This is a genomic window from Streptosporangium sp. NPDC020072, assembly GCF_040631445.1.
Taxonomy (GTDB): Bacteria; Actinomycetota; Actinomycetes; order Streptosporangiales; family Streptosporangiaceae; genus Streptosporangium.
In genome coordinates, this window is sequence record NZ_JBEYAB010000028.1 from 1 (window position 1) to 22,962 (window position 22,962).

Here is a 22,962-nt window from a genome sequence, read left to right on the forward strand (position 1 = left end):
GACGACGCCAGGAACGTGCACATCGTCCCGGCCTCCCAGCCGCGCGGGGAGACCCTTGAGGACCACCCGGGCAAGCCCGCGGAACTCGACGGCCAGCCGGGGCCTCGCTTTCCGCGGCGGTCAGGGCGCCGGCGAACTGGGCCGAGTAGAGGCGGTGGTAGGCGCCTGCGGTGGTGAGGAGTTCCTCGTGGGTGCCCTGTTCGACGATGCTGCCCGCCTCCATCACCAGGATCAGGTCCGCGTCACGGATGGTGGACAGGCGGTGGGCGATGACGAAGCTGGTGCGGTCGGAGCGCAGCGCGGCCATGGCGTGCTGGACCAGGACCTCGGTGCGGGTGTCCACCGCGCTGGTCGCCTCGTCGAGGATCAGCAGGGACGGATCGGCCAGGAAGGCGCGGGCGATGGTCAGCAGCTGCCGTTCACCGGCGCTGATGTTGCCCCCCTCCTCGTCGATCACGGTGTCGTAGCCGTCGGGCAGGGAGCGGACGAACCGGTCGACGTAGGTGGCCCGCGCGGCGGCCTGGATCTGCTCCTCGGTCGCCCCGGGGTTGCCGTAGGCGATGTTCTCCCTGATGGTCCCGCCGAACAGCCAGGTGTCCTGGAGCACCATGCCGACGTGGGAGCGCAGGTCGTCCCGGCGCATCGCGGTGATGTCCACCCCGTCGAGGGTGATGCGGCCCGCCTCCAGCTCGTAGAAGCGCATGACCAGGTTGACGAGGGTGGTCTTGCCCGCGCCGGTCGGGCCGACGATCGCGACCGTGTGCCCGGGTTCGGCCACCAGCGACAGGTCCTCGATGAGGGGCCGCTCCGCCTCGTAGCGGAAGGACACGTGCTCGAACTCGACGCGGCCACGCCGTACGGTCGGCGGCACCGGGTCGGCCGGGTCGGGGGTCTGCTCCTCGGCGTCGAGCAGCTCGAAGACCCGCTCGGCCGAGGCGACCCCGGACTGCAGCAGGTTGGTCATGGAGGCGACCTGGGTGAGTGGCTGGGTGAACTGCCGGGAGTACTGGATGAAGGCCTGCACGTCGCCCAGGCTCATCGCCCCGGTGGCGACCCGCAGGCCGCCGACGACCGCGATGGCGACGTAGTTGAGGTTCCCGACGAACATCATCGTCGGCATGATGATGCCGGAGATGAACTGGGCGCCGAAGCTGGCCTTGAACAGCTCCTCGTTCCTGGTGCGGAACACCTCCTCGACCTCGGGGCCCCGGCCGAACACCTTCACCAGCTCGTGGCCGGTGAAGGCCTCCTCGATGTGGGCGTTCAGGGTGCCGGTGTGCGTCCACTGCGCGACGAACAGCTTCTGCGAGCGCTTCATGATCTGCCCGGTGAGGATCGTCGAGACCGGGATGGTCACCAGGGCGATCAGCGCGAGCAGCGGCGAGATCACGAACATCATCACCAGCACGCCGACCACGGTCAGCAGCGCGGTCAGCAACTGGCTCAACGTCTGCTGCAGGGTTTGGGAGACGTTGTCGATGTCGTTGGTGACCCGGCTGAGCAGTTCGCCGCGTGGCTGGCCGTCGAAGAAGCGCAGGGGGAGCCGGTTCAGCTTGTCCTCGACGTCGGAGCGCAGCCGGAACACGGTCCGCTGCACCACGTCGTTGAGCAGGTAGCCCTGCAGCCAGCCGAAGACCGACGCCGCGACGTAGAGCGCCAGCGCCCAGGACAGGGCCGTGGCCAGCGCGCCGAAGTCGATGCCCTGACCGGGGACGACGTCCATCCCGGAGAGCAGGGCGGCGAAGTTCTCGTTGCCCGAGGCACGGGCGCTCTGGACGGCCTGTTCCGTGGTCGTCCCGGCGGGCAGGTTCCTGCCGATCACACCGCTGAAGATCAGGTCCGTGGCCTGGCCGAGGATCTTGGGGCCGATGACGCCGAAGACCACGCTGATCACGGCCAGGCCGATCACCGCGACGATCCGCGCGCGTTCCGGGGCCAGGCGCCGTATCAGCCGGCGCATGGAGGGCCCGAAGTTCATCGACTTCTCCACCGGCATCCCCCCGCCGCCGAAGGGGCCGCGGCCGAAGGGACCGCCTCCCGCCGGGGGGCGCGGACGCGCGGTCGTCATGGGCCGGTTGCCGCTCATGCCGCCCTCTCTTCGGTGAGCTGGGATTCGACGATCTCGACGTAGGTCGGGCAGGAGGCGAGCAGTTCGTCGTGGGTGCCCCTGCCGACGACCACGCCGTCGTCGAGGACGACGATCTGGTCGGCGTCGGCGATGGTGGAGACCCGCTGGCCGACGATGACGACGGCGGCGTCGGCGGTGCGCGGGCGCAGGGCGGCGCGCAGCCGGGCGTCGGTCGTCAGGTCGAGAGCGGAGAAGGAGTCGTCGAACAGGTAGATCTCGGGCTTGCTGACCAGCGCCCTGGCGATCGAGAGGCGCTGGCGCTGACCTCCGGAGACGTTCGTGCCGCCCTGGGTGATGGGCGCGTCGAGCCCCTCGGGCATCGCCTCGACGAAGTCACGGGCCTGGGCGACCTCAAGCGCCTCCCACAGCTCCTCCTCGGTCGCCTCGGGGTTGCCGTAGCGCAGGTTGTCGGCGACGGTGCCGGTGAACAGGTACGGCTTCTGCGGCACCAGGCCGATGCGCGCCCAGAGCATCGCGGGGTCGAGGTCGCGCACGTCGACGCCGTCGACCAGTACGGTGCCCGCGGTGGCGTCGAAGAGGCGGGGGACGAGGGAGATCAGCGTCGTCTTGCCCGACCCGGTGCTGCCGATGACGGCGGTCGTCTGCCCGGCGGTGACGCGGAAGGAGACGCCGGACAGGACCGGGGCCGCGGCGCCCGGGTAGCGGAACTCGACGTCACGCAGTTCGAGCTCGGCGCGGGTGCGCACCTGCCGTACGGGGTCGGCGGGCGGGGGCACCGAGGAGTCGGTCCGCAGCACCTCGCCGATGCGCTCGGCGCAGACCGCGGCGCGCGGGATCATGATCGAGATGAAGGTGGCCATCATCATGGAGCCGAGGATCTGGATCAGGTACATGAGGAAGGCGGTGAGCGCGCCGACCTGCATCTCCCCGCTGTCCACGCGGAAGGCGCCGAACCAGAGCACGGCGACGCTGGAGGCGTTGAGGATCAACATGACGACGGGGAAGATGAGCGCGGTCAGCCGTCCGACGCTCAGCGCGGTCGAGGTCAGCGCGTCGTTCGCCTCGGCGAAGCGCCGGGTCTCCTCACGCTCCCTGACGAAGGCGCGCACGACGCGGATGCCGGACAGCTGCTCGCGCAGCACTCGGTTGACCTCGTCGATCCTGGTCTGCATGGCGCGGAACTGGGGGACCATCCGGGAGACGAGCAGGCCGATCGAGACCAGCAGCACCGGGACGCAGACCAGCATCAGCCAGGACAGGCCGACGTCCTGCCGCAGCGCCATGATGACGCCGCCGACGCACATGATCGGCGCGGCGACCAGCATGGTGCAGGTCATCATCACCAGCATCTGGACCTGCTGGACGTCGTTGGTGGTGCGGGTGATCAGCGAGGGGGCGCCGAAGTGGGCGAGCTCCCTGCTGGAGAAGCCGTTCACCCGGTGGAAGACGGCCGCCCTGACGTCCCGGCCGAAGCCCATGGCCGCGCGGGCTCCGAAGTAGACCGCCGCGATCGAGCAGACGATCTGCACCAGGGACACGGCCAGCATCCAGCCGCCCGCGGTGAGGATGTAACCGGTGTCGCCGGTGGCGACGCCCCGGTCGATGATGTCGGCGTTCAGGCTGGGCAGGTACAGCGAGGTGATGGTGCTGACCAGTTGCAGTACGACGACGGCGATGAGGGTCGAGGTGTAGGGCCGCAGGTGGGTGCGCAGCAGGCGGCTCAGCATTGGGGGTCTCCACGTGGGGTCTCGTGGTCCGGGGTCTCCGGAGGGAGGAGATGGTCGTCGTCGTGCCGTCGGCGGATGCCGTCCAGCAGCATGGAGACGATCTCCGCGGGAGGTAGGGGGTCGTCCTCGACGAGCTTGGGGTGGCTGCCGGCGACGGTCAGCAGTTGCAGGCGGCGCGCCGCCTCAGGGGCGGTGCAGCGCAGCAGGTCGCGGTCGGGGACGATCAGGTTGACGATCGCCTGCCTGATGGCGGCGTGCGGGTCGCAGTCCTCCTCGCCGCGCTCGGCTCTGCCCTCACGGGCGATCCGGGTCACCCCTTCGGCGCCGAGCGCGTCCACCAGCCGGAAGACGTGCGTCGTGTGGTGCTGCAGGATCTCGACGGCGGCGACGAGCCGCGCCCGCAGCGGGGCCGTACGGTCGACGGCCGTCAGGTCGCGGATCAGCGGCGTGGAGTCGATGGCGCTGATGATGGCCGCCTTGACCAGCTCGTCCTTGGTGGCGAAGACACGGAAGATCGTGCCTTCCGCCACCCCGGCGGCCTGGGCGATCTGCCGGGTGCTGACGTCGGGACCCTCGGCGAGGATGAGCGCGAGAGTGGAGGCGATGAGCGCGGCACGCCGCTCGTCCGGCGGGAGCGGCGAGGCGCGGGAGGAGGATGGAGAGGTAGAGATCACGCGAATCACCCTATATGAGTGAGTGACTCACTCACTCATATTTATTGGGCGTTGACCGGACGGGAAGGCGTCAGTGGGAGCGCCACTTGGCCAGGAGTTCGGCCTCCCGCTCCCGGGTGATCGTGATCTCGGTGGAGAAGGCGGCCTCGGCGGCGCGGATCTCCCGCACCGAACGGCCGAGCGGACGCGGATCGAGTCCCGCGGCGCGGGCCGCCGCCGGGTCGGCGGTGTTGGCCGCCATCCACTCGTCGCCCTCCGACCACAGCGGCAGGGAGGCGCCGTTCTCCCCCTCGGAGAACAGGAAGTCTGCGCCGACCCAGGTCAGGGTCGTTCCGGGCGGCCCGACCTCGGCCAGGATCGCCTCCAGCATGTCGCCGAAGGAGTACGGCGGCGCCGGGCTGACCGCGTGGAAGACCGTGGGAGCGGTGGGGCCGAGCGGCCGGTCGAGCAGGGTGACGATCCAGGAGGCCAGGTCGCGCGCGTCGATCACCTGGATCGGGTCCGCGGGGTCGCCGGGCGCCAGGATCTCACCGCCTTCGGCGATCCGGTTCACCCAGTAGGTGAAGCGTCCGGTGTGGTCGTGGGGGCCGATCACATAGGTCGGCCGTACGACCAGCGTGTTCCGGCCGAACCTGGCGGTGGCGGTCCGCTCGCACAGCGCCTTCAGCGCGCCGTACGTCTCGTTGGTCACCTCGGTGGGGACCGGGCCGTCGATCTCGGCCAGCGGTGAGTCCTCGGCGAAGCCGGGGGCGGGGGGCGGGGTGTAGACGGAGGTGCTGGAGACGAGCAGGTAGCGCCCGGTGGACAGCGTGTCGGCGAGGAGGTCGACCTGCGTGGGCAGGTAGGCGCTGACGTCGATCGTCGCGTCCCACGTCCTGTCGCGCAGGATCGACAGGTCGGTGTTGCGGTCGGCCGTCAGGTGCTCGGCCTCGGGGAACAGGTCGGCTCCGGTCCTTCCCCGGTGCAGCAGGGAGATCTCGTGCCCGGCCGCGAGGGCCGCCTCGGTGATGTGCCGTCCGACGAACCTGGTTCCACCGATGATCAAAATTCGCATGGCCATAATTTTGTCGTATATGTCGGCTGTGTGGTGGGGAAAATTCCCGAGTGTTCCCGCAGGGATGGTCGATAACATGAAATGTCGGAAAAAGGCAGGTAGGGAGCTTTTGTGATGTCTTTTGGCGGTCGTCGGCTTCGCTGAGAAAGGCGGCAGGGGGTACGTTGGACGGTACCCCTTCCCTACTTCAGGATCATCGCCATGGCAATTCGGCCAGAGCTGGGATCACCGGACAGCTGCCGCCTTCCGGGGCCCGTGCTCGCTCGTCACTCATCGGTTGGCGCGGAGGCGTGATGGACACCGCGACAGCCGAACTCGATCCTTTTGTCCATCCTGCCCTTTTCTATCGCGGTGACCACGAGTATCTCCAGGCGACCCTGCCGTTCATTCGCGGCGGCCTGGCGGCGGGAGAACCCGTGGCGGTCGCCGTCCCCGAACGTAATCTCCGGTTACTGCGGAGCTGGCTCGGCCCGCTGGCCTCGTCGGTGTGCTTCCTCGACATGACCAGGGAGGGCCGGAACCCGGGCCGCATCATCCCCGCCGTCCTGCGCGCCTTCGCCGATCCGCACGAGGGCCGCAGGGTGCGGATCGTCGGGGAGCCGGTCTGGCCGGGTCGCTCGACGACCGAGTATCCCGCCTGTCTCCAGCACGAGGCGCTGGTCAACCTGGCCTTTCCCGGGCGGGCCGTCACGATCATGTGCCCGTACGACGTCGAGGCCCTGGAGCCCACGGTCGTCAGGGACGCCGAGACCACCCACCCCGTCCTGCTCGACGGTTCCGGGCTGCGGGTCAGCGACGCCTACGCGCCGGAACGCGCGATCCGCGACGCCAACAGGGTGTTGCCCGACCCGAGAAGGGCCGAGGTCCTGAGCTTCGGGGGCGGCGAGCTCGCGCGGGCCCGTGAGTTCGCCGTCGGGCACGCCGCCCGGGCCGGGCTCCGCGGTGAGCGCCTCGACGACCTGCGGCTGATCGCGGGTGAGCTGGTGGCCAACAGCCTCGACCACGGCGGCGGCAGGGGAGTGCTGCGCGTGTGGACCGAGGGCGGCCAGGTCGTGCTGGACGTCAGGGACGCCGGGCACATCACCGATCCCCTCGCCGGGCGCGGGCCGGTCGATCCCGGGCGGCGGCGCGCGTGCGGGCTGCTCGTCACCAACCTGCTCAGTGATCTCGTCCGCGTCCACACGGGCGAGGGCGGAACCACCGTCCGGGTGTACTTCACGGTCTGACCATTCGACGAGGGGATTCAGCCGGGTTATATACGAAGTTGACAGGCGGACGCCGCTTTTTTGCCGCTGACGGATTACCAGTTGGAATTAAGGGCGTCATATGCCGTTTTGGGTCTTTTCTCCGGACCGTGACTGGGTTATCAATGGCGCAGAGGCCAAAAGGCCGGCTTCATCCATCCCCGTATCAGCACCGGCTTCCACCGGTGTCGCTCCCATATGCGCCATCACACCCCCCAGAAATAAGGATGGAGAAACGCATGCACCGGTTGAGAAAAACGTTTCTCGGAGTTCTGTGCGGCATCGCAGCGCTCCTCGCCGGACTCATCCCGACCACGAACGCCCAGGCGGCGGTCCCCGACCGCTGGGGATTCGCCTTCGTCGACGTCTTCTCCGGCGTCCCCTCCCTGGCCCACCAGGCGGGAAGCTGGGCGTCGGGGCCGACCGTAACCGTCTCGCCCGGTGCGACGGGCCAGGTGAAGGTGGTCTTCCCGGGCATCGCGAGCTCCGGTGGCGTCGCACACGTGACGGCCGTCTCGCCGAACGCCGAATGGTGCCAGCTGCAGACCTGGCTGCCCTCCGGCGCTGACCAGGTCGCGGTCGTCCAGTGCTACAAGTACGGCGGCACCCCGGTGTTCACCCCCTTCACCATCGTCTACGAGACGAGCACCGGCCTGCTGCCCGCGCCGCAGGCGCTCGGCTACATCCACTACAACGGCGGTGGGATCGCCTCGCAGTTCAACTCGTCGGGCGCGGCCAACACGGTCGCCTCGGGCGGGACCGGCGTCTGGGGCGTCACCCTTCCCGGGCTCGGGTCGCCGGGCCCCGAGGGCGGCTTCCAGGTGACCGCCGTCGACCCGCAGCGGCCCGCCCGCTGCAAGATCGGCTCGTGGGGATCGGCCGTCAGCGCGCAGAACGTGAAGGTGATCTGCCATGACGCGACGAGCCGGCCGATCAACACCGGCTGGACGCTGACCTACCAGCGTCAGCGGGCGATCACCGGGGCCGCGGTTCCGCCCAGGTTCTTCGGCTACGTCCTCGACACCAACCCGACGGCGGCCGGGCCGTACGCGCCGACTCCCGCCGGGATCAACTTCAACACCCTGGTGCCCGGTGGGAACACCGTCCAGAACTTCGCGCCCGGACGGAAGGTGACCTTCCCCAAGATCGGTTATCTCCGTGACCACGTCCAGGTGACCGCGTTCGGCCCCGGTCCCGAGTACTGCAACATCTACAAGCTCTGGGTCACCCCGCCGAACGACGCCGTCGTCAACGGCGTCAAGTGCTACAACGCCGTCACGTTGAAGCCGGAACGTTCCTTCACCAGCTACACCTCGGAGAAGTGACCGACGGCCGGTGGTCCCGTGCGTCCTCCGGGGCCACCGGCCGTTCAACGACTCCGGATTCCGGTGATCAGCCGGATCAACTCGGCGCGCAGCGCGCCGGGGTCCTCGACCCGGTCGGCGATGATTCGCTCGGCCGGGTCTCCTTTCATGATCTCGGCGTAGGTCCGCCCGCCCAGGTCGGTACGGCTCACCATCACCCGGCGCCGGTCGGTCGTGTCCCGCTCGCGGACGATGTGACCGTCGCGTTCGAGCCGGTCGAGCACCGGCCGGATCGTCTGCTCCTCGACGTAGGTGTGGGCCGCGAGTTCCCGCTGGGTCCGGGGACCGTCCTGCAGGACGTGCAGGGTCAGGAAGCCCGCGTGGGTCAGGCCGCGTTCGGCGAGCACGGAGTTCCACTCGCGTTCCACCAGCCGCGCGGCCACCAGGAGCAGGCGGCCGGTCGCCCATGAGGCGTGATCATCCATGAATCCCATTTTTCCGGCCTTCGGCTGAAACCCTCCGTCCACGCTATCCGAATGATGCTAAGGGTACTTAGTATTTTCGGCCCAAAGAGGGTCAAGGTTCGAAAAGGAGAGCGTATGGGCGTGACGGCGCCGCCGGAGACGGCGGAGACGAAACGGACGCGGTGGGCCGGGCTGGCCTTCATCGCGCTGGCCGTGGCGATGGTCATCTCCAGCACGACGATCACCAACGTGGCCGTCCCGCAGATCATCGGTGACCTCGGGCTCAGTTCGACCGACGCGCAGTGGATCCAGGAGTCCTACGCGCTGGTGTTCGCCGCGCTGCTGCTCACCTTCGGCAGGCTCGCCGACCGGCTCGGCAGGCGCAGACTCCTGCTGACCGGGGTCGCGCTGTTCGCGCTGACGTCCCTGCTGGCCTCCTTCTCCGTCAGCGGGCCGATGCTCATCGGGGCCAGGATCCTGCAGGGCATCGGCGGGGCCATGATCTTCCCCACGACGCTGTCCCTGCTGAACGCGGGCTTCCGGGGCAGGGACAGGGCGACCGCGTTCGCCGTCTGGGGCGCCACGATCGGGGGGATGGCCGCGCTCGGGCCACTGGTCGGCGGCTGGCTCACCACGGACCTGTCCTGGCGCTGGGCGTTCGGCGTCAACATCCCGGTCGCGGTGGCCGTACTGGCCGGGGTGCTGGTCTTCGTGGCCGAGTCGCGGGAGTCGGACGGCAGGCGGGGCGCCGACCTGGGTGGTGCGGTGCTGTCGACGCTCGGGTTCGGCCTGCTGGTGTTCGGGCTGGTCGAGGGGAGGGTCTACGGCTGGTGGCGGTCCGTCGAGCCCTTCACCGTCGGCGGATGGCGATGGCCGTTCGCGCTGTCCCCGGTACCCGTCGCCTTCGCCGCCTCCGCGCTGGCCCTGACCGCCTTCGTGCTGGTCGAGCGGGGTCGTGGCCGGCGTGGCCAGGTCGCCCTGCTGGACCTGTCGTTGCTGTCCATCACCTCCTTCCGCAACGGCAACATCGCCGCGCTGATCGTCAGCCTCGGCGAGTTCGGCGTGCTGTTCGCGCTGCCGCTGTGGATGCAGTTCGTCCTGGGCTACTCGCCGCTGGAGACGGGGGTCGCCCTGCTGCCGCTCGCGGTCGGCTCCTTCGCCGCAAGTGCCTTCGCCTCCCCGTTGTCGCGGGCCAGGGGAGCGGCCTTCGTGGTCCGGCTCGGCCTGGTTCTGGAGATCGCCGGGATCGCCGGACTCGGCCTGGTGATCTCCGCCGGCACCCCGTGGGCGCTGCCGGTGCCGTTCCTGTTCTGCTACGGCATGGGCATCGGGCTGGCGACCGCCCAGCTCACCGGGGTGGTCCTGGCCGAGGTCCCGGTTGAGCGCAGCGGTCAGGGCTCGGGCACGCAGAGCACGGTCAGGCAGATCGGCTCCGCGCTGGGCATCGCCGTACTCGGCACGCTGCTCTTCGGCGGGCTCAGCGCCGACCTCGGCCACCGGCTGAGCCAGGCGGACGGTGTCGACCCGGTACGGCGTGAGCAGATCGTCTCGGCCGTGCAGCGCAGCGCGGGAGGAGCCATCGCCGGGCTGTCCCGGCTGCCCGGGGTCGCCGAGGCGGCCAAGGAGTCCTTCGCGGTCGGCACGCGCTACGCGGCGTTCGGGGCGGCGGGCTTCCTCGCGGTCGGCCTGCTGGCCAGCCTGTCCCTCGGCTCCCCCGGCGGGGGCCGTACCGAGGAGTGATCTGGGTAAATCTCCAGTCATGGATGTAGACATTCGGATATAGGCGACATAGCATTTTTTGTGTCACGGAAAGGGAAAACCATCTGTGACAGGTGACGAAAAAGCCGTGCGACGCGGGGAGGCCGCCGGTCGCGCGGGACCTCTCGCGACACGGTCCCGCCCGGTGCCCGCCGCGTCGCGGAACATGGGAAAGGGGAGACGGACACCACACCGCAGACCCACGGCTCTGGAGGTGGTTCCTCGTCAACTCACACGCGATTCCCGCCCGCCCCGCCTTCGACGGGGGCGTGTGCGGTCAAGGAAGACCGGCAAGATAGCCGGTAGATGGTGTTGAACTCCTCGGGCCCCGGTGCTTCGCGCGCACCGGGGCCCGACACACGTCATGGAAGGTGCGATGGGAGAGGCCCGGCCGGCGCTGTTCGACAGGTTCGACGATGACGACCACCCCGCCTACAGCATGGGGCGGGCCGCGGAGGTCCTCGACGTCGCCCCGGCGTTCCCGCGCAGCCTGGGCGTCGCCCGGCTGATCGAACCCCTCCGGTCCGCCGGCTCCACCTGGCCGCCCGCGCCCGCAGGCTGCTCGACCAGGGCACCCCACTCGACGCGGCCTGTCGCATCATCGCCCTGGAGGACCAGCTTGAGGAGGCCCTGCGCCTGAACGCCGAGCTGAGACGGCGGGTGGAGTCTCCCACCGAGTGACCCCGGGTGGACCCGCCGGTCAGCGGGTGGCGATGAGCGTGTCGAAGTCCGCGAAGTCGTCGGCCAGGCGACTGCCGGTGAAGTCCCCGACCCACCCGTCCTCGTCGTGGAAGAACCGGATCGCCACGAAGTCGGGCCGGGTGCCCATGTCGAACCAGTGGGTGGTGTCCGCGGGCACGCTGAGCAGGTCGCCCGCCTCACACAGCACCGCGTACACCCTGTCGTCGAGGTGCAGGTAGAACACCCCGGCGCCCCGCGCGAAGAAACGGTCCTCGTCGTCGGCGTGCGTGTGCTCCGAGAGGAACCTCTCCCGTGCCCTGGCGGCCTGCTCGGCCCACTCCGGATCGTCGGAGGGCGTCATGCGCACGGCGTCGACCAGCACGTATCCCTCCTGGCCGATCACCCGGTCGACCTCGTCGCGGTAGGCGTCGAGCACCTGCTCCGGGGTCGGCTCCGCGGGCAGGTCCCTGACCGGCTCCCACCGCTCGAACCGGATCCCGAACGGCTTGAGCGCGTCGGCGACCTCCTCGGGGTCCTCGGTCCTGGTGAGCACGGTGTCCGGGTCGTCGTCGGCCCAGACGGTCAGCAACGTCATCGGATTCTCCTCGTCACGGGTTCCTGCGGTTTCCAGGGCTTCCCGTGATTTTCTCCCCCGAGCCCGGCGGACTTCTCTTACCTTTCGGGCTGATTTTCCCGTGTGCCGCCGGTGCGCTCCGCCGTACCCCAGAACCACTCGATCTTCGCGGCCCTCCTGCGCCGCTCGATCCACTCGGCGAAGATCCGCCGCTCGACCAGGTCACGGACCGCGTCGTCGAGTACGGCGGGCTCGACAGCCAGCACCTTGACCGTCAGGTCGCCCAGAGCCGTGGGGAAGGGGCCGGCGAGCGTTCCCGGCGCGGCGGACAGGACCACCTCGGCCGCCTCCTCACCGATCTCCCCGGCCAGCTCCGGTCTGCGCGCGGTGACGAACACCTCACCCGGTACGGCCAGGCCCGCGGCGAACGCCCGCTCGACGTCGGCGAGGAAGTCGTCCGGGTTCCCAAGGCCGGGACTCCCAAGGCCGGAGCTTCCAAGGCCGGGACTCCTGGGGCTTTCGGGGCTCCTGGGGTTTGCGGGGGCGAGGACGACCCTGGCCAGCCGTACGGCGTCGAGGTCGCGGCCGTGGGCGGCGAACCAGTCCTCGACCCGCCCGGCGGCGACCCGCGAACGCAGCCTGGCGACCGAGGCCTCGACCGCGACCAGTTCCTCAAGCTCGGCGTGGGAGATGTGGTTGCGCTCCATCCAGGCCCGGGTCCCGGCGCCGGTCAGCAGCCCGCGCGCCCGGCGGAAGGCGTCCATCGCCCGCTGCAGCTCCGCGTCGGAGATCGGCTCCGGCTCCTCCTCAAGCGCCTCCCGCACCAGGCAGTCCGTCACCAGGCGGTCGGCGACCCCGCGCTCGTCCCAGACGAAGTCCAGGCAGGCGACGGCCCTGGCGACCGGGGTCTCGACGCCGTTGACCCGCAGCAGCAGGTGTTCGGCCGCCCGGTGCACGCCGCGCAGCGGCCAGGGCAGCCCCAGGTCGGGGGACCACGACAGGGAGACGGTCGAGCCGTCGGGCTCCTTGAGGAGCAGGGCGTGCTGGAGGGAGCCGTCGAACTCCTCCCGCTGGGCGACCAGCCGTACCCGGAGACCGGGATTGGCGCGCCGGAAGGCGCCCAGGTCGGCGCCGTCGGTGAGCACGCGCAACGCCTCAGCCAGCGTCCGGCCGTCCGCCATCACGTCGCTCCGATCATGAGCAGGTCGCGGATCGCCGCGCCGATGGGAAGTCCCGTCGCGGCCTCGATCCAGAGGAACTGGCCGTTCGGGTTGATCTCAAGGAAGACATGGCGGCCGTCGGGCGTGAGGATCAGGTCGATCGCGCCGTAGACGAGGCCGAGCCGTTCGACCAGCCGCACACACAGCGTGGCGATCTCGGCGGGCAGCTCGTGCGTCCTGATGGGGGTGGCGCCCGGGTCGTAGTGCCGCCAGTCGTAGCGCGTGTGGTTGCTCACCTGGGAGTGGATCTCCGCGGCGAAGACCTGCCGCCCGACCACGGTCACCCGCACCTCGACCCGCTTGGGCACGTAGGCCTGGACGATGACCGGGCACAGCCGCAGCGCGTCGGCGTGCGCCACGTCCGCGGGGGTGACCGGTGCCGCGAACCGGCCGAACCGCTCCCCGTCCGCCTCGAACCGGTTGCCGTGCACGGGCTTGGTGATCACCCGTCCCTCGTGCCGGTCGTAGAAGTCGAGGAAGCCGTCCGGATCGGTGGTGATCAACGTCTCGGGCAGCTCGAAGCCGAGCAGCCGCGCCTGTTCGAGCTGGTACGGCTTGCGCCCGGCCCGGTCGACGACCGGCCTCGGGGCGGGAACCGTCAGGCAGCCGAGACCGTCCCACAGCCCCTCGGTCACGGCCAGGCACTCCTGCTCGACGTAGGCCTTCACGGAGGCCTTCACGTGCTCCCGGCGGATGGCGGGGCTCACGGCAGGGGGCAGCGGCCTGCGGTACCAGAGCGAGGTCAGCTCGTCCAGCACGACCCTGCGCTCACCGGTGTCGAGCACCCTGCGGGTCGAACCGTCACCCGACAGGCCGATCTCCACGCTCGCGCGGGCCGGGTAGGAGGCGGGGTCGAAGACGACGACGTCCGCGCCCGCGGACGTGAGGAGGCCGGTCACGTGGTCGGCGTGGTCGTCTCCTGCGGAGGTCAGTACGAGGATCATCAGGGATCCCGCACGGGGACGCGGTCCCACACGTCCCCGTGGCGGACCGATCAGCTGTCGCCGGAGGTGTGGGAGTGGTTACCGTGGATCACGATGACCTGGCTCTTCGCGCCGCCGCTGACCTGGAGGAGCTGGTTCTCGTCGAGCTCGGGGCCGAGGGCCGCGATGTCGTCGAGCGTGGTACGCGACTTGCTCACGTCGTTCCTGCCTTTCCTGTTTCCGCGGGCCGTCCGGTGCGGTCCGATGCCGGAAGGCTAGGCGGGGGCGGCCGGACGGGTCGTCCGTCACGCGGATGATCGGCGGTCCCCCTCCCAGGGGACTCCTTCGGTGATCATCGCGACCGGCGAAAGCGGCATAATGCCCGGGTTAGGTAATACCGGCGACCGATGCCTGGCCCGTGACGCTGTGCCAACGGGGGCGACACAGCCGTCATCGGTCCTCTCTGATCGGAGAACCCATGACCCACGATGTCGTCGGCGAAGGCCTGGTCAAGGCCCTCGCCGAAGAGGGTGTCACGGGCAACCTCATCGGCCCGACGACCGTCGGCGTCAGTTACCCGGGTGTCAGCGACTTCACCATCGACATCGGTGAGTGGCGTGCCCGCGCCGCCGAGATCCCCCCGGCCCAACTGCCGTCGTTCATCGCGCACGTCGCCCAGGGGTTCGCCAGGTCGATCCGCGCGCAGGCACAGCCGTCACCGCCGTGGTCCGACATCGAGCGGCTGCTGGCCGAGGAGTCGCTGCGGATGCGCCTGTACACCGAGGAGGCGTTGTCCGAGCCGCCCGGCCTGCGGGACGCTCTGCTGACCCGCACACTCGCTCCGGGACTCGTCGAGACGGTGGTCGTCGACACGCCCGACTCGATCGTGCCGCTCAACCGCTCCCAGATCGGCGACAGGCCCGAGGAACAGGTCTTCGGCGCCGCGCTGCACGCCTCCCTGACCAAGGAACCCCACTACGCCAAGACCGACGCGATCTGGGGCGTCCCGATCACCCACGTCGGGGAGACCCACCGCTACGTCGGCTCCCACATCCACGTGCTCAGGCGCCACGTCGGAGCCGCCAGGTACGGCGCGCTGGTCTCCTTCCCCGTCCCCGAGTACCTGATCGTCCACGAGATCGGCGACACCCACATCGTCGCCGCCCTGGAGGCCATGCAGGAGCTCACCAGGACCCACGTCGAGAAGGGGGACAAGGCCCTCACCGCGCAGGTCTACTGGTGGTTCCCCGGGGCCTACGAGCAACTGCCCGAGCCGGCCGCGCTCGCCAGCGGACAGGTCCCCGACCTGCGGCCGGTCGAGGTCGAGGTGAACCACCGGGAGAAGAGCGTCACCCCGCTCACCGCCGACACAGGACGGCTCATCGAACTCTGGATGAGCGACCGTGCCTGACCCGATGTGAAGCCCTGCCGAGAGGCGTTCCGGGGGTGTTACCGCGGCGCTCGACGCCCCCCCGGCCGCCGTGACCGGCCCGCGTCTCACCCTGCCCTTCGGCCGCCTCGCCGACGAGGCAGGCGGCTCACACCCGGTCACCGTACGGCTCGCCCCGCGGGTCAGGGGGCGAACAGCCGCCGTGGCCCGGACCCCTCCTCACCCATGGCGTCGCCGGGATTGACCAGCGCGCACTCCTCGAACGACAGGCAGCCACAGCCGATGCACTCGGTGAACCGGTCACGCATCCGCTCCAGCCGTTCGATGCGCTCGTTGAGCCGATCTCTCCAGCAATCCGAGGCCCGGACCCAGAACTCCTTGCTCGGGGTGTGGTCGGCGGGCAGCAGGGCCAGGACCTCACCGATCGCGGAGAGCGGGAGACCGACGCTCTGCGAGGCGCGGATGAAGGCCACCCTGCGCAGCGTGCCCCTGGTGTAGCGGCGCTGGTTTCCCGTGGTGCGTCTGCTGTGGATCAGCCCCTGGCGTTCGTAGAAGCGCAGGGCGGAGGTGGGGGCGCCGCTGCGAGCCGACAGCTCGCCGACGGTGAGTTCCCCGTCGCGTGTCATGCGGCCCACCCTAGCTTGACTTGAACCTTTGTTTAAGTTCCAGGCTTGTTCTCACCCCACCGTCTCGGGGTTCCCCGCTTCGGGGCCCTCAAAGGAGGACATGTCATGGAACCGTTGCGGCTCGCGGTGATCGTGGGCAGCGTCAGGCAGGGCCGGTTCGGGCCGACCGTGGCGAACTGGTTCGCCGACCGGGCCAGGTCACGCGACGACGTCCTGGTGGACCTCGTCGACCTGGCCGACACACCGTTGCCCGAGGTGCTTCCGGCCTTCGGGCAGGCTCCGTCACCCGAGGCCGTACAGGCCCTGAAGACACTGACCCCGCGGCTTGAGGCGGCGGACGCCTTCGTGGTCGTCACCCCCGAGTACAACCACAGCTTCCCCGCGTCCCTGAAGAACGCGATCGACTGGCACTTCACCCAGTGGCAGGCCAAACCGGTCGGCTTCGTCTCCTACGGCGGTATGTCCGGAGGCCTGCGGGCGGTCGAGCACCTTCGCGCGGTCTTCGCCGAACTGCACACGGTCACCGTCCGCGAGACGGTCAGCTTCCACGACGCCTGGAACCGCTTCGGTCCCGACGGCCTGCCGAAGGACCCGGGCTGCGGTCCGGCGGCCGAAACCCTGCTCGACCAGCTCCTGTGGTGGGCGGACGCGCTCAGGGACGCAAGGAACAAGAACCCGTACAACGACAGGAAGCAGGCGGCATGACGAACCTCGTCCGAGACCTCAACCCCACCCTGGCCCGCGCCGACGCCGGTGCCGTACTGGTCGGCCGGTGGCCCCTGCGGCACACGCCACCGATGGCCGTCACCACGGCGTGGGAGAACAGACCGTGGCCCGAAGGACTTGTCTCGGTCAACGTCTACGTCAGCACCGACGGGCAGGACGTGCTGGTCTACGAGCAGTGGGCGGACGAGCCGGACGGCCCCTACTCCCCGATGGGGGCCGAGCCGGTCGCCTACCGGCTCTACCGCAGCGGGCTCAGGGAGAACGCGCCGGTGCCGGGATGCGTCGTCATCGTCTCCGTCGAGTTCGACGGCCCCGACCGGGAACGGCAGGAACGGTGGGTGGACACGGTCTTCGCGGCGCTGGCCGCCGAGACCGACCTGCATCCCGGAGGGATCTCCGGCCACTTCCACACCAGCCTGGACGGCACCCGGGTGCTCAACTACGCGGAATGGACGGACGAGGCGTCCCACCAGGAGGCCCTGGACAACAGTGGGCGGGGAACCGTCGGCTCCGCACCCGAATGGCTACGGGTCCTGGAGTTCCCCGGCGTGCGGAGGAACGAGTTCAGGCGCTACCACCTCCACGCGAGCCTCGCCAGAACCGGTCCCACCGGGATGACCGGATGACGGATCCAGAGGTTCACGACAGCAGGACGGGCTGGGTGGCCGAACACATCCGCCGGTACGTCGAGACCGACGGCGCGGACGGCCACATGTACCAGGGATGGCCGACCCTGCTGCTCACCACCCGGGGCAGGAGGAGCGGCATGCTGCGCCGTACCGCGTTGATCTACGGCCAGGCCGACGGCCGCCATCTGCTGGTGGCCTCGAACGCCGGCTCGGCGGAACACCCCGCCTGGTATCTCAACCTGAGCGAGGACCCGGCCGTCGCGGTGCAGGTCGGCCCGGACAGGTTCACCGCCAGGGCCCGCACCGCGACCGAGGAGGAGAAGCCCCCACTGTGGAGGCTGATGACCTCGATCTTCCCCCTCTACGACAAGTACCGGGCCGAGGCTCCCAGGGACATCCCCCTGGTGATCCTGGAACGCGACTGACCGAGGCCGTTCGGCGCCCTGCCCCGGACACACCGGGACAGGGCGCCATCAGTCCCCGAGCTCGTCGGGTCGCGTCACCTTGTCGAGCCACAGGCGGCGGTCGAAGCCGCCTCGCTCGGCTCGCTTACGGCGGGCCGCCTCCCGAATCTGCTCATCGGAGAACCCGAGTGTCTCGGTGAGGGTCGTCAACACCTCGTGAATGTCGGCCAGCTCCCCCAGACGGTCGTCGGGGCTCGCCTGACGTAGCTCCTCGGCCTCCTCGACGAGCTTGGCGGTCAACGCCGGGACCAGTTCCGACTCGTCGAGCACCCTGACCTCGGCCGTCAACCCGTCGGCCTCGATGACCTCCGGAATCCGGTCGCGGACCAACTTGCCATAGGCGATTGTCCGGCTTTGGCGCAAAATGTCGCCCCCTTGATCGATACTGCACGGGTGGATTACCGACGCGGCGTGGTCACCGGTGAGAGCGTATGGCGTGCCATCGTCCTGTACGGTGCCAACTCGGCCACCTACAAGTTCGCCTTCGGCACGACCCTCCTGAAGGTCGCCGCCACCGGCCGCACCCACGTGACGCTCGAAGAGCTGGCGGTGCCGTACGCGGAACTGCTCTGTCAGGCCCTGCGCCGTCAGGACCGGCAGGGCACCGCCGCCCGCAGCAGGTTCCTGGACGCCTGCCGCGCGTTCAACGCGGGCGAACTCGACCGGGACACGCTGCACCGGCGCACCGTCCAGTTCGGCTTCGCCAACGTCGTCGACGCCTTCCCTCAGCTTGGCGGCGGCCCGGCGCCGGTGCGCTACTACGAGGACCGGCGCCGGGACTCCACTGCTCCGGGGCTGGTGTTGCGCGACGAGCTCCGCGAACTCGCCCTGTCAGCGCACGCCCCGGGCCTCGGCGCCGAGATCACCGCCCGCTGGCGGCTGGTGGAGACGGCGTGGGCGACCGGTGTGTCCGACGCCGTGCTCGGGTTGGTCTACGACTCAGGAACCCAGGAGCTGGTTCTGCGGACCAGACAGCGTCGCAAGTCCGTGACCGGGGTCGTCGCCGCCCTCAACGGATACCAGGACGGCCGTTGCGCCTACTGCGACCAGGTCATGGCGGGGCCCGTCGTCGAACACGTCCTGCCGTGGAAACTGCTCACCCGGCACTGGAACGGCCCCGACGTCGACGCCATCTGGAACCTGGTCCTGGCATGCAAGCCCTGCAACGACGCCAAGCGGGACCGGGCGCCGCACCAGGAGTGGATGCCCTGGCTCGAACAGCGCAACAACGACCTCATCGAGTCACGTCATCCGCTACGCGAGGTCCTCATGACCCAGACCGGCGAGACCGAGGCGATCCGGCACGCCACCCTCAAACTCGCCTACCGGAGGGCCACCGAACTCCTGCCCGCCGTCTGGACACCCCCCACGGGCCGTACGGCCACCACCTTTCTCCGATGAGGGGGAAGGTGGTGGCCGCCCCCGTTGTGTGGTCAGTTCGTCAGTGCGCCACCACCGGGCTGTTGTGGTAGGCGGCGATCAGCCATCGGCCGTCCCGCTTCTCGAAGACCCAGGTCGCGTTCACCTTGCGCCGGTCGTCCGGGACCTCGGTCTCGCCGGGGAACAGGATGGCGGACTCGCTGATGACGATCGCGCCGTCCCTGCCGACGAAACGGATGCCGAGCTGCTTGTTGTGGGTCCAGCTGCCCCTGAGCGGGCCCTCGAAGCCCAGGGCCATGTTCTGACGGATCACCTCACGGCTGCCGCGGAGTGAGCCGGTCATGATGGCGGTCGCGTCCTCGGTGTAGTCGGCGACCATGCCGTCGGCGTCGCCCGCCGCCCACGCCCTGTAGGAGGCGACCAGTACGGCCTGGATCGCGGCCTCGTCTTCCACACGACTGTCCGACATCGGATTCTCCCCTGTGAACGGCTCGCCGGGGTGTTCCGGCGAGCTCGTCAGTACATACCGGCGGTGAGGTCGGAACTCATCGCGCCGGCGCGCAGAAGACGCCGGGACGTTTTCGGCGCACGGGCCGGGGCCCGATCAGACCCCGGCGACGGCGCGTCCCTCGTCGTCGAGCCTGGCCGCCAGGCCGAAGGTCGCGTAGACGGCGGGGTCCTGGAACACCGAGTTCCGGGTGATGCCCCCGCCGACGACGGTGAAGATCTGGAGCGTGTGCAGGCCGTACCCGTCGCCGACACGCCGGTAGGCGGCGAAGCCGGGCTGGCCGCCGTTGGCCGTGACCTCCTTGAGGAGCCAGTCCTTCCCGGCCTTCTCGAAGACCCACTCCATGAACAGGCCGTAGTTGCCGCGGCCGGAGAACCAGTTGAGCATCGGCGGCATCTCCATGATGACGTCCTCGGTGAGCAGCCGTTTGAGGCCTTCGACGTCGGCGAGCTCGAAGGCCTTCATGTAACGCTCGATCCAGGCGCGCTGCTCGGTCGCGGACGGCTCGCCGACCCGTTCCCGCAGGTCGCCGATCTCCTTCATGCGGGTACGCGCCCGCTGCAGGGAGCTGTTCACCGACACGACGGTGGTGCCGAGGATCTCCGCCGCCTCGGCGGCGGAGAAGCCGAGCACCTCACGCAGGATCAGCGCGCCGCGCTGCCGGGCCGACAGGTGTTGCAGGGCGGAGGCGAACGCCAGACGCAGGCTGCTGCGGTCGATCACGGTCCCGGCCGGGTCACCCGCCTCCAGTGACGAGTCCGGCAGGGGCTGGAGCCAGGTGGCGTGCTCTCCCTGGACGAACGGCGCGAGCGGGTCGGAGGCGGCGACCAGCCCCGAGGGCAGCGGCCGACGACCGCGAACCTCCAGGGCGGTCAGGCAGACGTTCGTCGCGATCCGGTAGAGCCAGGTGCGCAGCGAGCTGCGAGTGTCGTCGTACTGCTCCCGCGCCCGCCACGCCCTCAGGTACGTGTCCTGGACCAGGTCCTCCGCGTCGTGGGCCGAGCCGAGCATCCGGTAGCAGTAGGCCAGCAGTTCCGCCCGGAACGGTTCGACCCGCCGGTCGAAGCCCTCTTCCCCCACCACGCCACGCCCCGTCCCACTGCCGCCGCGATCGCCGTACCTGGCGACTGCGGCGACAATACGCCATGGGCGGATATGTCACCATTTGGTGATCACTCTTCGGAGTGATGGTGTCCGTCGCAGTGCTTGGCCGTGTTGGCGGGCACGTTCAGCGTGGGGTTGCGATCGAAGAACCCGTACGGCGTCAGCGAGAATCCGGTGTGGTCGACCGGCATCACCGGCCAGTCCTCGGGCCGCGGGAAGTGGGTCACGCCGAAGGTGTGCCACAGCACGACGTCCTCGCCGTCCAGGGGCCGGTCACCCGCCACGTACGCCGGCAGGCCGTCCCCGCCGGGGTTCTGGTTGACGAACTCGCCGGCCGGGTACCGCTCCTCGGGCGCGTACCGGGTGATCCACAGATCCCGGGTGGTGAACGCCGCCCGCGCGGCGATCGACGAGGACGGGTCCGCCAGCAGGGTCGGGTGCTGCTCGGAGCGCAGCACGTAGCCGGTCGGCTGTCCGAGCCGGTTGGTGCGCTCGGTGCTCACCACGTGCCATGACCGCCCGACGGAGGCGTCCGCGCTGCGCACCCCCTCGGCCTCGCTCACGATCCGGGTGCGGGCGTGGCCGAAGGCGTTGCCGTACGGATTCTCCGGAGAGACCGGCACCCGGACCGCGTCGACCTCGTCGACCGCGTTCCGGACACCGTCCACCATCATGTCGAGGCGGGCACTGAACAGGTGCTGGTGGAACGGTGCGCCCAGACCCGGGGCGACCTCTCCGGCGTAGGGCCACTCCTGCAGCCCGCGGTAGGCCGAGGTGAAGAGGATGCCGGTGAGCTTGGCCTCACACTCGATCCTGCCGTCGAGGTAGAGGTACCAGTAGAAGCCGTAGTCGTAGTTGCCGATCGTGGTGAAGAACGAGATCACCAGGCGGCGCTGGCGGCGGACCTCGGCGGAGTTCGGGGTGTAGATGTCGGTGTGCTTCCACAGCGTGCCGTGGTCCTCCTCGTGCAGGCAGATCGCGTTGGGGATGCGCCGCACGTCGCCGGTCTCGTCGGCCAGGTCGACGTCGACATAGTGGATCTCGCCGAGACAGTCGCAGCCCAGGGTGAGCGAGTTCGCGAACCGGCCGAAAAGGTACTCACCGGTGTCGAAGTAGTTCTGCCAGAACCGGACCGGCGCCGGATCGCCGTACGGCACCACCATCTCGGCGATGGAGGCGCGGTAGACGATCGGCCGGACCTCGCCGTCGTGGTCGGGGTCGGCGTAGGACAACTGGTGGAGCACCAGACCCTCACGGGCGTCGAACCCGAAGGTGAAGGACCAGTTCGCCCAGGTGATCCGGTCACCCTCGACCTGGAACGACGGCCCCTCCGGCTGGGTGATCTCGATGGGCCTCAGGGTCTCCAACGGCGCCGGGCGCCCCTGCGGGAGGTGGAACCTGCTCCGTTCCTCCGGCAGCGGGAAGACGCCGATGTCGATGATCTCGGTCGCCTTCCTCGCGATCAGGTCGACGTAGGCGCTCAACCCGTCCACCGGGTGCGCCCAGACGTGAGCGTCGGGGTCGAGCAGGGCGAAGCAGAGCACCCGGATGATCCGTTTGCCCTCCTCACCGGGCAGGCCGAAGGCACCGGCCGAGAGCGGTGCGCATCTCACCTGCTCGGGGGTCAGGTCGCGCTTGGCCAGCGCGTCGACCCAGGCCGGGTCCTGGGCGAGGATCCCGTCGACCGCCATGAACTCCTCGGCCAGGATCGGCATCCCGCCGTGGGAACCGTCGACGTCGACGATCGCGGCCACCACGTCGGCGGTGAGGTCGACGGTCACGTCCCGGGCGTCACCGGTCGCGGTGTCGAGCAGCAGCACCCGTGACCGGCGGTCGGGCCTGGGCCCGGTGCCCGCCTGGAAGGCGAGCACCTCCTGCTTGTGCGGTTCGAGCAGGCCGACGTAGACGAAGCGGACGCTCTCGCCGGCCAGACCGGCTTCGCGTACCAGGGTGGTGGTCCGCTCGATCTCGGTCGCGGTGAGGCTGGAAACCGGGGTGGTCATGGTGGCTACGGAATCCTCTCTGGGTGGTTCGCGCCGAGCCGCTCGGCTCGACGCCCTCGACGTCTCGTGTTCCGTCGCAGGGAGCGCACGCGTGCATTCCTGGGCTGCCGCGTTCAGTGGGAAGAACCCGCCTCCGGGCCTGTCTCCGGGCTTCTGGAACGGTTTCCAGGGGGGCGATCCACATGGCAGGCCCTGGAAAGAGCGGCCTGGTGAGCAACATTTATCAATGGGGCGTGATGGGCGCCAGTGCCAAAAATGTGGCCGAACTGACAGGATTGTTGTGGGCGGATTGAGCGCACCGAAAAGGAAAATGCCCATTGATATCAGCCGTTTTTATGTGAAAAGTCCCATTCGTGATGGTTGGCTGATCGAGGTTCCGGCAGGAATTCTCCCCTCTTTCGTCGGGCTGTCCTCATGGCC

The 22,962-nt window shown here is 69.6% G+C and carries 22 protein-coding genes and 1 pseudogene; 9 read left to right on the forward strand and 14 right to left on the reverse strand.

The window, feature by feature from the left end:
- The 4 genes from ABZ470_RS40835 to ABZ470_RS40850 all read right to left on the reverse strand — a co-directional run.
- Positions 1–2,086 (reverse strand): ABC transporter ATP-binding protein (locus ABZ470_RS40835; RefSeq protein ID WP_362918517.1); only part of this gene is annotated, 2,086 nt, incomplete at its 3' end.
- Positions 2,083–3,816: an ABC transporter ATP-binding protein gene (locus tag ABZ470_RS40840; RefSeq protein ID WP_352014213.1), complete on the reverse strand. Its 1,734-nt coding sequence runs from the start codon at positions 3,814–3,816 to the stop codon at positions 2,083–2,085. The genes ABZ470_RS40835 and ABZ470_RS40840, both read right to left, overlap by 4 nt.
- Positions 3,810–4,490 carry a helix-turn-helix domain-containing protein gene (locus ABZ470_RS40845; protein ID WP_352014212.1) on the reverse strand — a complete coding sequence of 227 codons (681 nt, stop codon included), beginning with the start codon at positions 4,488–4,490 and terminating at the stop codon, positions 3,810–3,812. Before ABZ470_RS40845 ends, ABZ470_RS40840 begins: the two co-directional genes overlap by 7 nt.
- Positions 4,491–4,560: 70 nt before the next feature.
- Positions 4,561–5,544 carry an NAD-dependent epimerase/dehydratase family protein gene (locus ABZ470_RS40850; RefSeq protein WP_362918520.1) on the reverse strand — a complete coding sequence of 328 codons (984 nt, stop codon included), beginning with the start codon at positions 5,542–5,544 and terminating at the stop codon, positions 4,561–4,563.
- Between the two features lie 293 nt (positions 5,545–5,837).
- On the opposite strand from ABZ470_RS40850, the gene ABZ470_RS40855 reads away from it, so the two are divergent.
- Positions 5,838–6,770 carry a sensor histidine kinase gene (locus tag ABZ470_RS40855; RefSeq protein WP_362918522.1) on the forward strand — a complete coding sequence of 311 codons (933 nt, stop codon included), beginning with the start codon at positions 5,838–5,840 and terminating at the stop codon, positions 6,768–6,770.
- Between the two features lie 257 nt (positions 6,771–7,027).
- Positions 7,028–8,113, forward strand: coding sequence for a hypothetical protein (locus ABZ470_RS40860; protein ID WP_362918524.1), 1,086 nt, complete (start codon positions 7,028–7,030; stop codon positions 8,111–8,113).
- A 44-nt stretch (positions 8,114–8,157) separates the two neighbouring features.
- Here the strand turns inward: ABZ470_RS40860 and ABZ470_RS40865 are convergent, their stop codons facing one another.
- Positions 8,158–8,577, reverse strand: coding sequence for a MarR family winged helix-turn-helix transcriptional regulator (locus ABZ470_RS40865; RefSeq protein ID WP_362918526.1), 420 nt, complete (start codon positions 8,575–8,577; stop codon positions 8,158–8,160).
- A 114-nt stretch (positions 8,578–8,691) separates the two neighbouring features.
- Between ABZ470_RS40865 and ABZ470_RS40870 the strand changes: the two genes are divergently transcribed.
- Both ABZ470_RS40870 and ABZ470_RS40875 read left to right on the forward strand, forming a co-directional pair.
- Complete coding sequence (locus ABZ470_RS40870) at positions 8,692–10,296, forward strand: MFS transporter (RefSeq protein ID WP_362918528.1); 1,605 nt, start codon at positions 8,692–8,694, stop codon at positions 10,294–10,296.
- A 394-nt stretch (positions 10,297–10,690) separates the two neighbouring features.
- Positions 10,691–10,995, forward strand: a pseudogene (locus tag ABZ470_RS40875) (MerR family DNA-binding transcriptional regulator).
- 19 nt (positions 10,996–11,014) lie between these two features.
- Here the strand turns inward: ABZ470_RS40875 and ABZ470_RS40880 are convergent.
- The 4 genes from ABZ470_RS40880 to ABZ470_RS40895 form a co-directional block, all read right to left on the reverse strand.
- Positions 11,015–11,590: a cupin gene (locus ABZ470_RS40880; RefSeq protein ID WP_362779422.1), complete on the reverse strand. Its 576-nt coding sequence runs from the start codon at positions 11,588–11,590 to the stop codon at positions 11,015–11,017.
- A gap of 77 nt (positions 11,591–11,667) precedes the next feature.
- Entirely contained in the window at positions 11,668–12,750 is a 1,083-nt protein-coding gene (locus ABZ470_RS40885) for a TIGR04500 family putative peptide maturation system protein (RefSeq protein WP_362918530.1), read from the reverse strand.
- The gene (locus ABZ470_RS40890; RefSeq protein WP_362918532.1) at positions 12,750–13,733 is read right to left on the reverse strand and encodes an MvdC/MvdD family ATP grasp protein; all 984 of its coding nucleotides are present in this window, start codon (positions 13,731–13,733) and stop codon (positions 12,750–12,752) included. Before ABZ470_RS40890 ends, ABZ470_RS40885 begins: the two co-directional genes overlap by 1 nt.
- 50 nt (positions 13,734–13,783) lie before the next feature.
- Entirely contained in the window at positions 13,784–13,930 is a 147-nt protein-coding gene (locus ABZ470_RS40895) for a hypothetical protein (RefSeq protein ID WP_184718277.1), read from the reverse strand.
- A 260-nt stretch (positions 13,931–14,190) separates the two neighbouring features.
- Between ABZ470_RS40895 and ABZ470_RS40900 the strand changes: the two genes are divergently transcribed.
- Positions 14,191–15,123 carry a hypothetical protein gene (locus ABZ470_RS40900; RefSeq protein WP_362918534.1) on the forward strand — a complete coding sequence of 311 codons (933 nt, stop codon included), beginning with the start codon at positions 14,191–14,193 and terminating at the stop codon, positions 15,121–15,123.
- 161 nt (positions 15,124–15,284) lie between these two features.
- Here the strand turns inward: ABZ470_RS40900 and soxR are convergent, their stop codons facing one another.
- Complete coding sequence (gene soxR, locus ABZ470_RS40905; protein ID WP_362918536.1) at positions 15,285–15,728, reverse strand: redox-sensitive transcriptional activator SoxR; 444 nt, start codon at positions 15,726–15,728, stop codon at positions 15,285–15,287.
- A 105-nt stretch (positions 15,729–15,833) separates the two neighbouring features.
- Between soxR and ABZ470_RS40910 the strand changes: the two genes are divergently transcribed.
- The 3 genes from ABZ470_RS40910 to ABZ470_RS40920 are packed head-to-tail and all read left to right on the forward strand — an operon-like array spanning position 15,834 to position 17,508.
- Positions 15,834–16,433: an NAD(P)H-dependent oxidoreductase gene (locus ABZ470_RS40910; protein ID WP_362779431.1), complete on the forward strand. Its 600-nt coding sequence runs from the start codon at positions 15,834–15,836 to the stop codon at positions 16,431–16,433.
- The gene (locus ABZ470_RS40915; protein WP_362918538.1) at positions 16,430–17,080 is read left to right on the forward strand and encodes an antibiotic biosynthesis monooxygenase; all 651 of its coding nucleotides are present in this window, start codon (positions 16,430–16,432) and stop codon (positions 17,078–17,080) included. Before ABZ470_RS40910 ends, ABZ470_RS40915 begins: the two co-directional genes overlap by 4 nt.
- The gene (locus ABZ470_RS40920; RefSeq protein ID WP_362918540.1) at positions 17,077–17,508 is read left to right on the forward strand and encodes a nitroreductase family deazaflavin-dependent oxidoreductase; all 432 of its coding nucleotides are present in this window, start codon (positions 17,077–17,079) and stop codon (positions 17,506–17,508) included. The genes ABZ470_RS40915 and ABZ470_RS40920 overlap by 4 nt, the downstream gene beginning before the upstream one ends.
- Before the next feature lie 48 nt (positions 17,509–17,556).
- Here the strand turns inward: ABZ470_RS40920 and ABZ470_RS40925 are convergent, their stop codons facing one another.
- Positions 17,557–17,910: a nucleoside triphosphate pyrophosphohydrolase gene (locus tag ABZ470_RS40925; RefSeq protein WP_362918542.1), complete on the reverse strand. Its 354-nt coding sequence runs from the start codon at positions 17,908–17,910 to the stop codon at positions 17,557–17,559.
- Between the two features lie 30 nt (positions 17,911–17,940).
- Here ABZ470_RS40925 and ABZ470_RS40930 point away from each other — a divergent pair, with 30 nt between their 5' ends.
- Positions 17,941–18,948 (forward strand): HNH endonuclease signature motif containing protein, encoded by a 1,008-nt coding sequence (locus ABZ470_RS40930; RefSeq protein ID WP_362918544.1) that lies wholly within the window; start codon positions 17,941–17,943, stop codon positions 18,946–18,948.
- A gap of 40 nt (positions 18,949–18,988) precedes the next feature.
- On the opposite strand, the gene ABZ470_RS40935 is transcribed toward ABZ470_RS40930, so the two are convergent.
- The 3 genes from ABZ470_RS40935 to ABZ470_RS40945 form a co-directional block, all read right to left on the reverse strand.
- Positions 18,989–19,396 (reverse strand): SgcJ/EcaC family oxidoreductase, encoded by a 408-nt coding sequence (locus ABZ470_RS40935; RefSeq protein ID WP_362918546.1) that lies wholly within the window; start codon positions 19,394–19,396, stop codon positions 18,989–18,991.
- A 135-nt stretch (positions 19,397–19,531) separates the two neighbouring features.
- Entirely contained in the window at positions 19,532–20,518 is a 987-nt protein-coding gene (locus tag ABZ470_RS40940; protein WP_362918548.1) for a sigma-70 family RNA polymerase sigma factor, read from the reverse strand.
- 89 nt (positions 20,519–20,607) lie between these two features.
- Positions 20,608–22,542, reverse strand: a complete 1,935-nt coding sequence (locus ABZ470_RS40945) for a primary-amine oxidase (protein ID WP_362918550.1) — start codon at positions 22,540–22,542, stop codon at positions 20,608–20,610.
- Positions 22,543–22,962 lie beyond the last annotated feature (420 nt).

Bases quoted from the DNA above. Each gene is read 5' to 3' on its own strand.
- ABZ470_RS40840 (WP_352014213.1), bottom strand. From the start codon at position 3,816: ATGCTGAGCCGCCTGCTGCGCACCCACCTGCGGCCCTACACCTCGACC.
- ABZ470_RS40850 (WP_362918520.1), bottom strand. From the start codon at position 5,544: ATGCGAATTTTGATCATCGGTGGAACCAGGTTCGTCGGACGGCACATC.
- ABZ470_RS40855 (WP_362918522.1), top strand. From the start codon at position 5,838: ATGGACACCGCGACAGCCGAACTCGATCCTTTTGTCCATCCTGCCCTT.
- ABZ470_RS40860 (WP_362918524.1), top strand. From the start codon at position 7,028: ATGCACCGGTTGAGAAAAACGTTTCTCGGAGTTCTGTGCGGCATCGCA.
- ABZ470_RS40865 (WP_362918526.1), bottom strand. From the start codon at position 8,577: ATGGATGATCACGCCTCATGGGCGACCGGCCGCCTGCTCCTGGTGGCC.
- ABZ470_RS40870 (WP_362918528.1), top strand. From the start codon at position 8,692: ATGGGCGTGACGGCGCCGCCGGAGACGGCGGAGACGAAACGGACGCGG.
- ABZ470_RS40880 (WP_362779422.1), bottom strand. From the start codon at position 11,590: ATGACGTTGCTGACCGTCTGGGCCGACGACGACCCGGACACCGTGCTC.
- ABZ470_RS40885 (WP_362918530.1), bottom strand. From the start codon at position 12,750: ATGGCGGACGGCCGGACGCTGGCTGAGGCGTTGCGCGTGCTCACCGAC.
- ABZ470_RS40890 (WP_362918532.1), bottom strand. From the start codon at position 13,733: ATGATCCTCGTACTGACCTCCGCAGGAGACGACCACGCCGACCACGTG.
- ABZ470_RS40900 (WP_362918534.1), top strand. From the start codon at position 14,191: ATGACCCACGATGTCGTCGGCGAAGGCCTGGTCAAGGCCCTCGCCGAA.
- soxR (WP_362918536.1), bottom strand. From the start codon at position 15,728: ATGACACGCGACGGGGAACTCACCGTCGGCGAGCTGTCGGCTCGCAGC.
- ABZ470_RS40910 (WP_362779431.1), top strand. From the start codon at position 15,834: ATGGAACCGTTGCGGCTCGCGGTGATCGTGGGCAGCGTCAGGCAGGGC.
- ABZ470_RS40915 (WP_362918538.1), top strand. From the start codon at position 16,430: ATGACGAACCTCGTCCGAGACCTCAACCCCACCCTGGCCCGCGCCGAC.
- ABZ470_RS40920 (WP_362918540.1), top strand. From the start codon at position 17,077: ATGACGGATCCAGAGGTTCACGACAGCAGGACGGGCTGGGTGGCCGAA.
- ABZ470_RS40935 (WP_362918546.1), bottom strand. From the start codon at position 19,396: ATGTCGGACAGTCGTGTGGAAGACGAGGCCGCGATCCAGGCCGTACTG.
- ABZ470_RS40945 (WP_362918550.1), bottom strand. From the start codon at position 22,542: ATGACCACCCCGGTTTCCAGCCTCACCGCGACCGAGATCGAGCGGACC.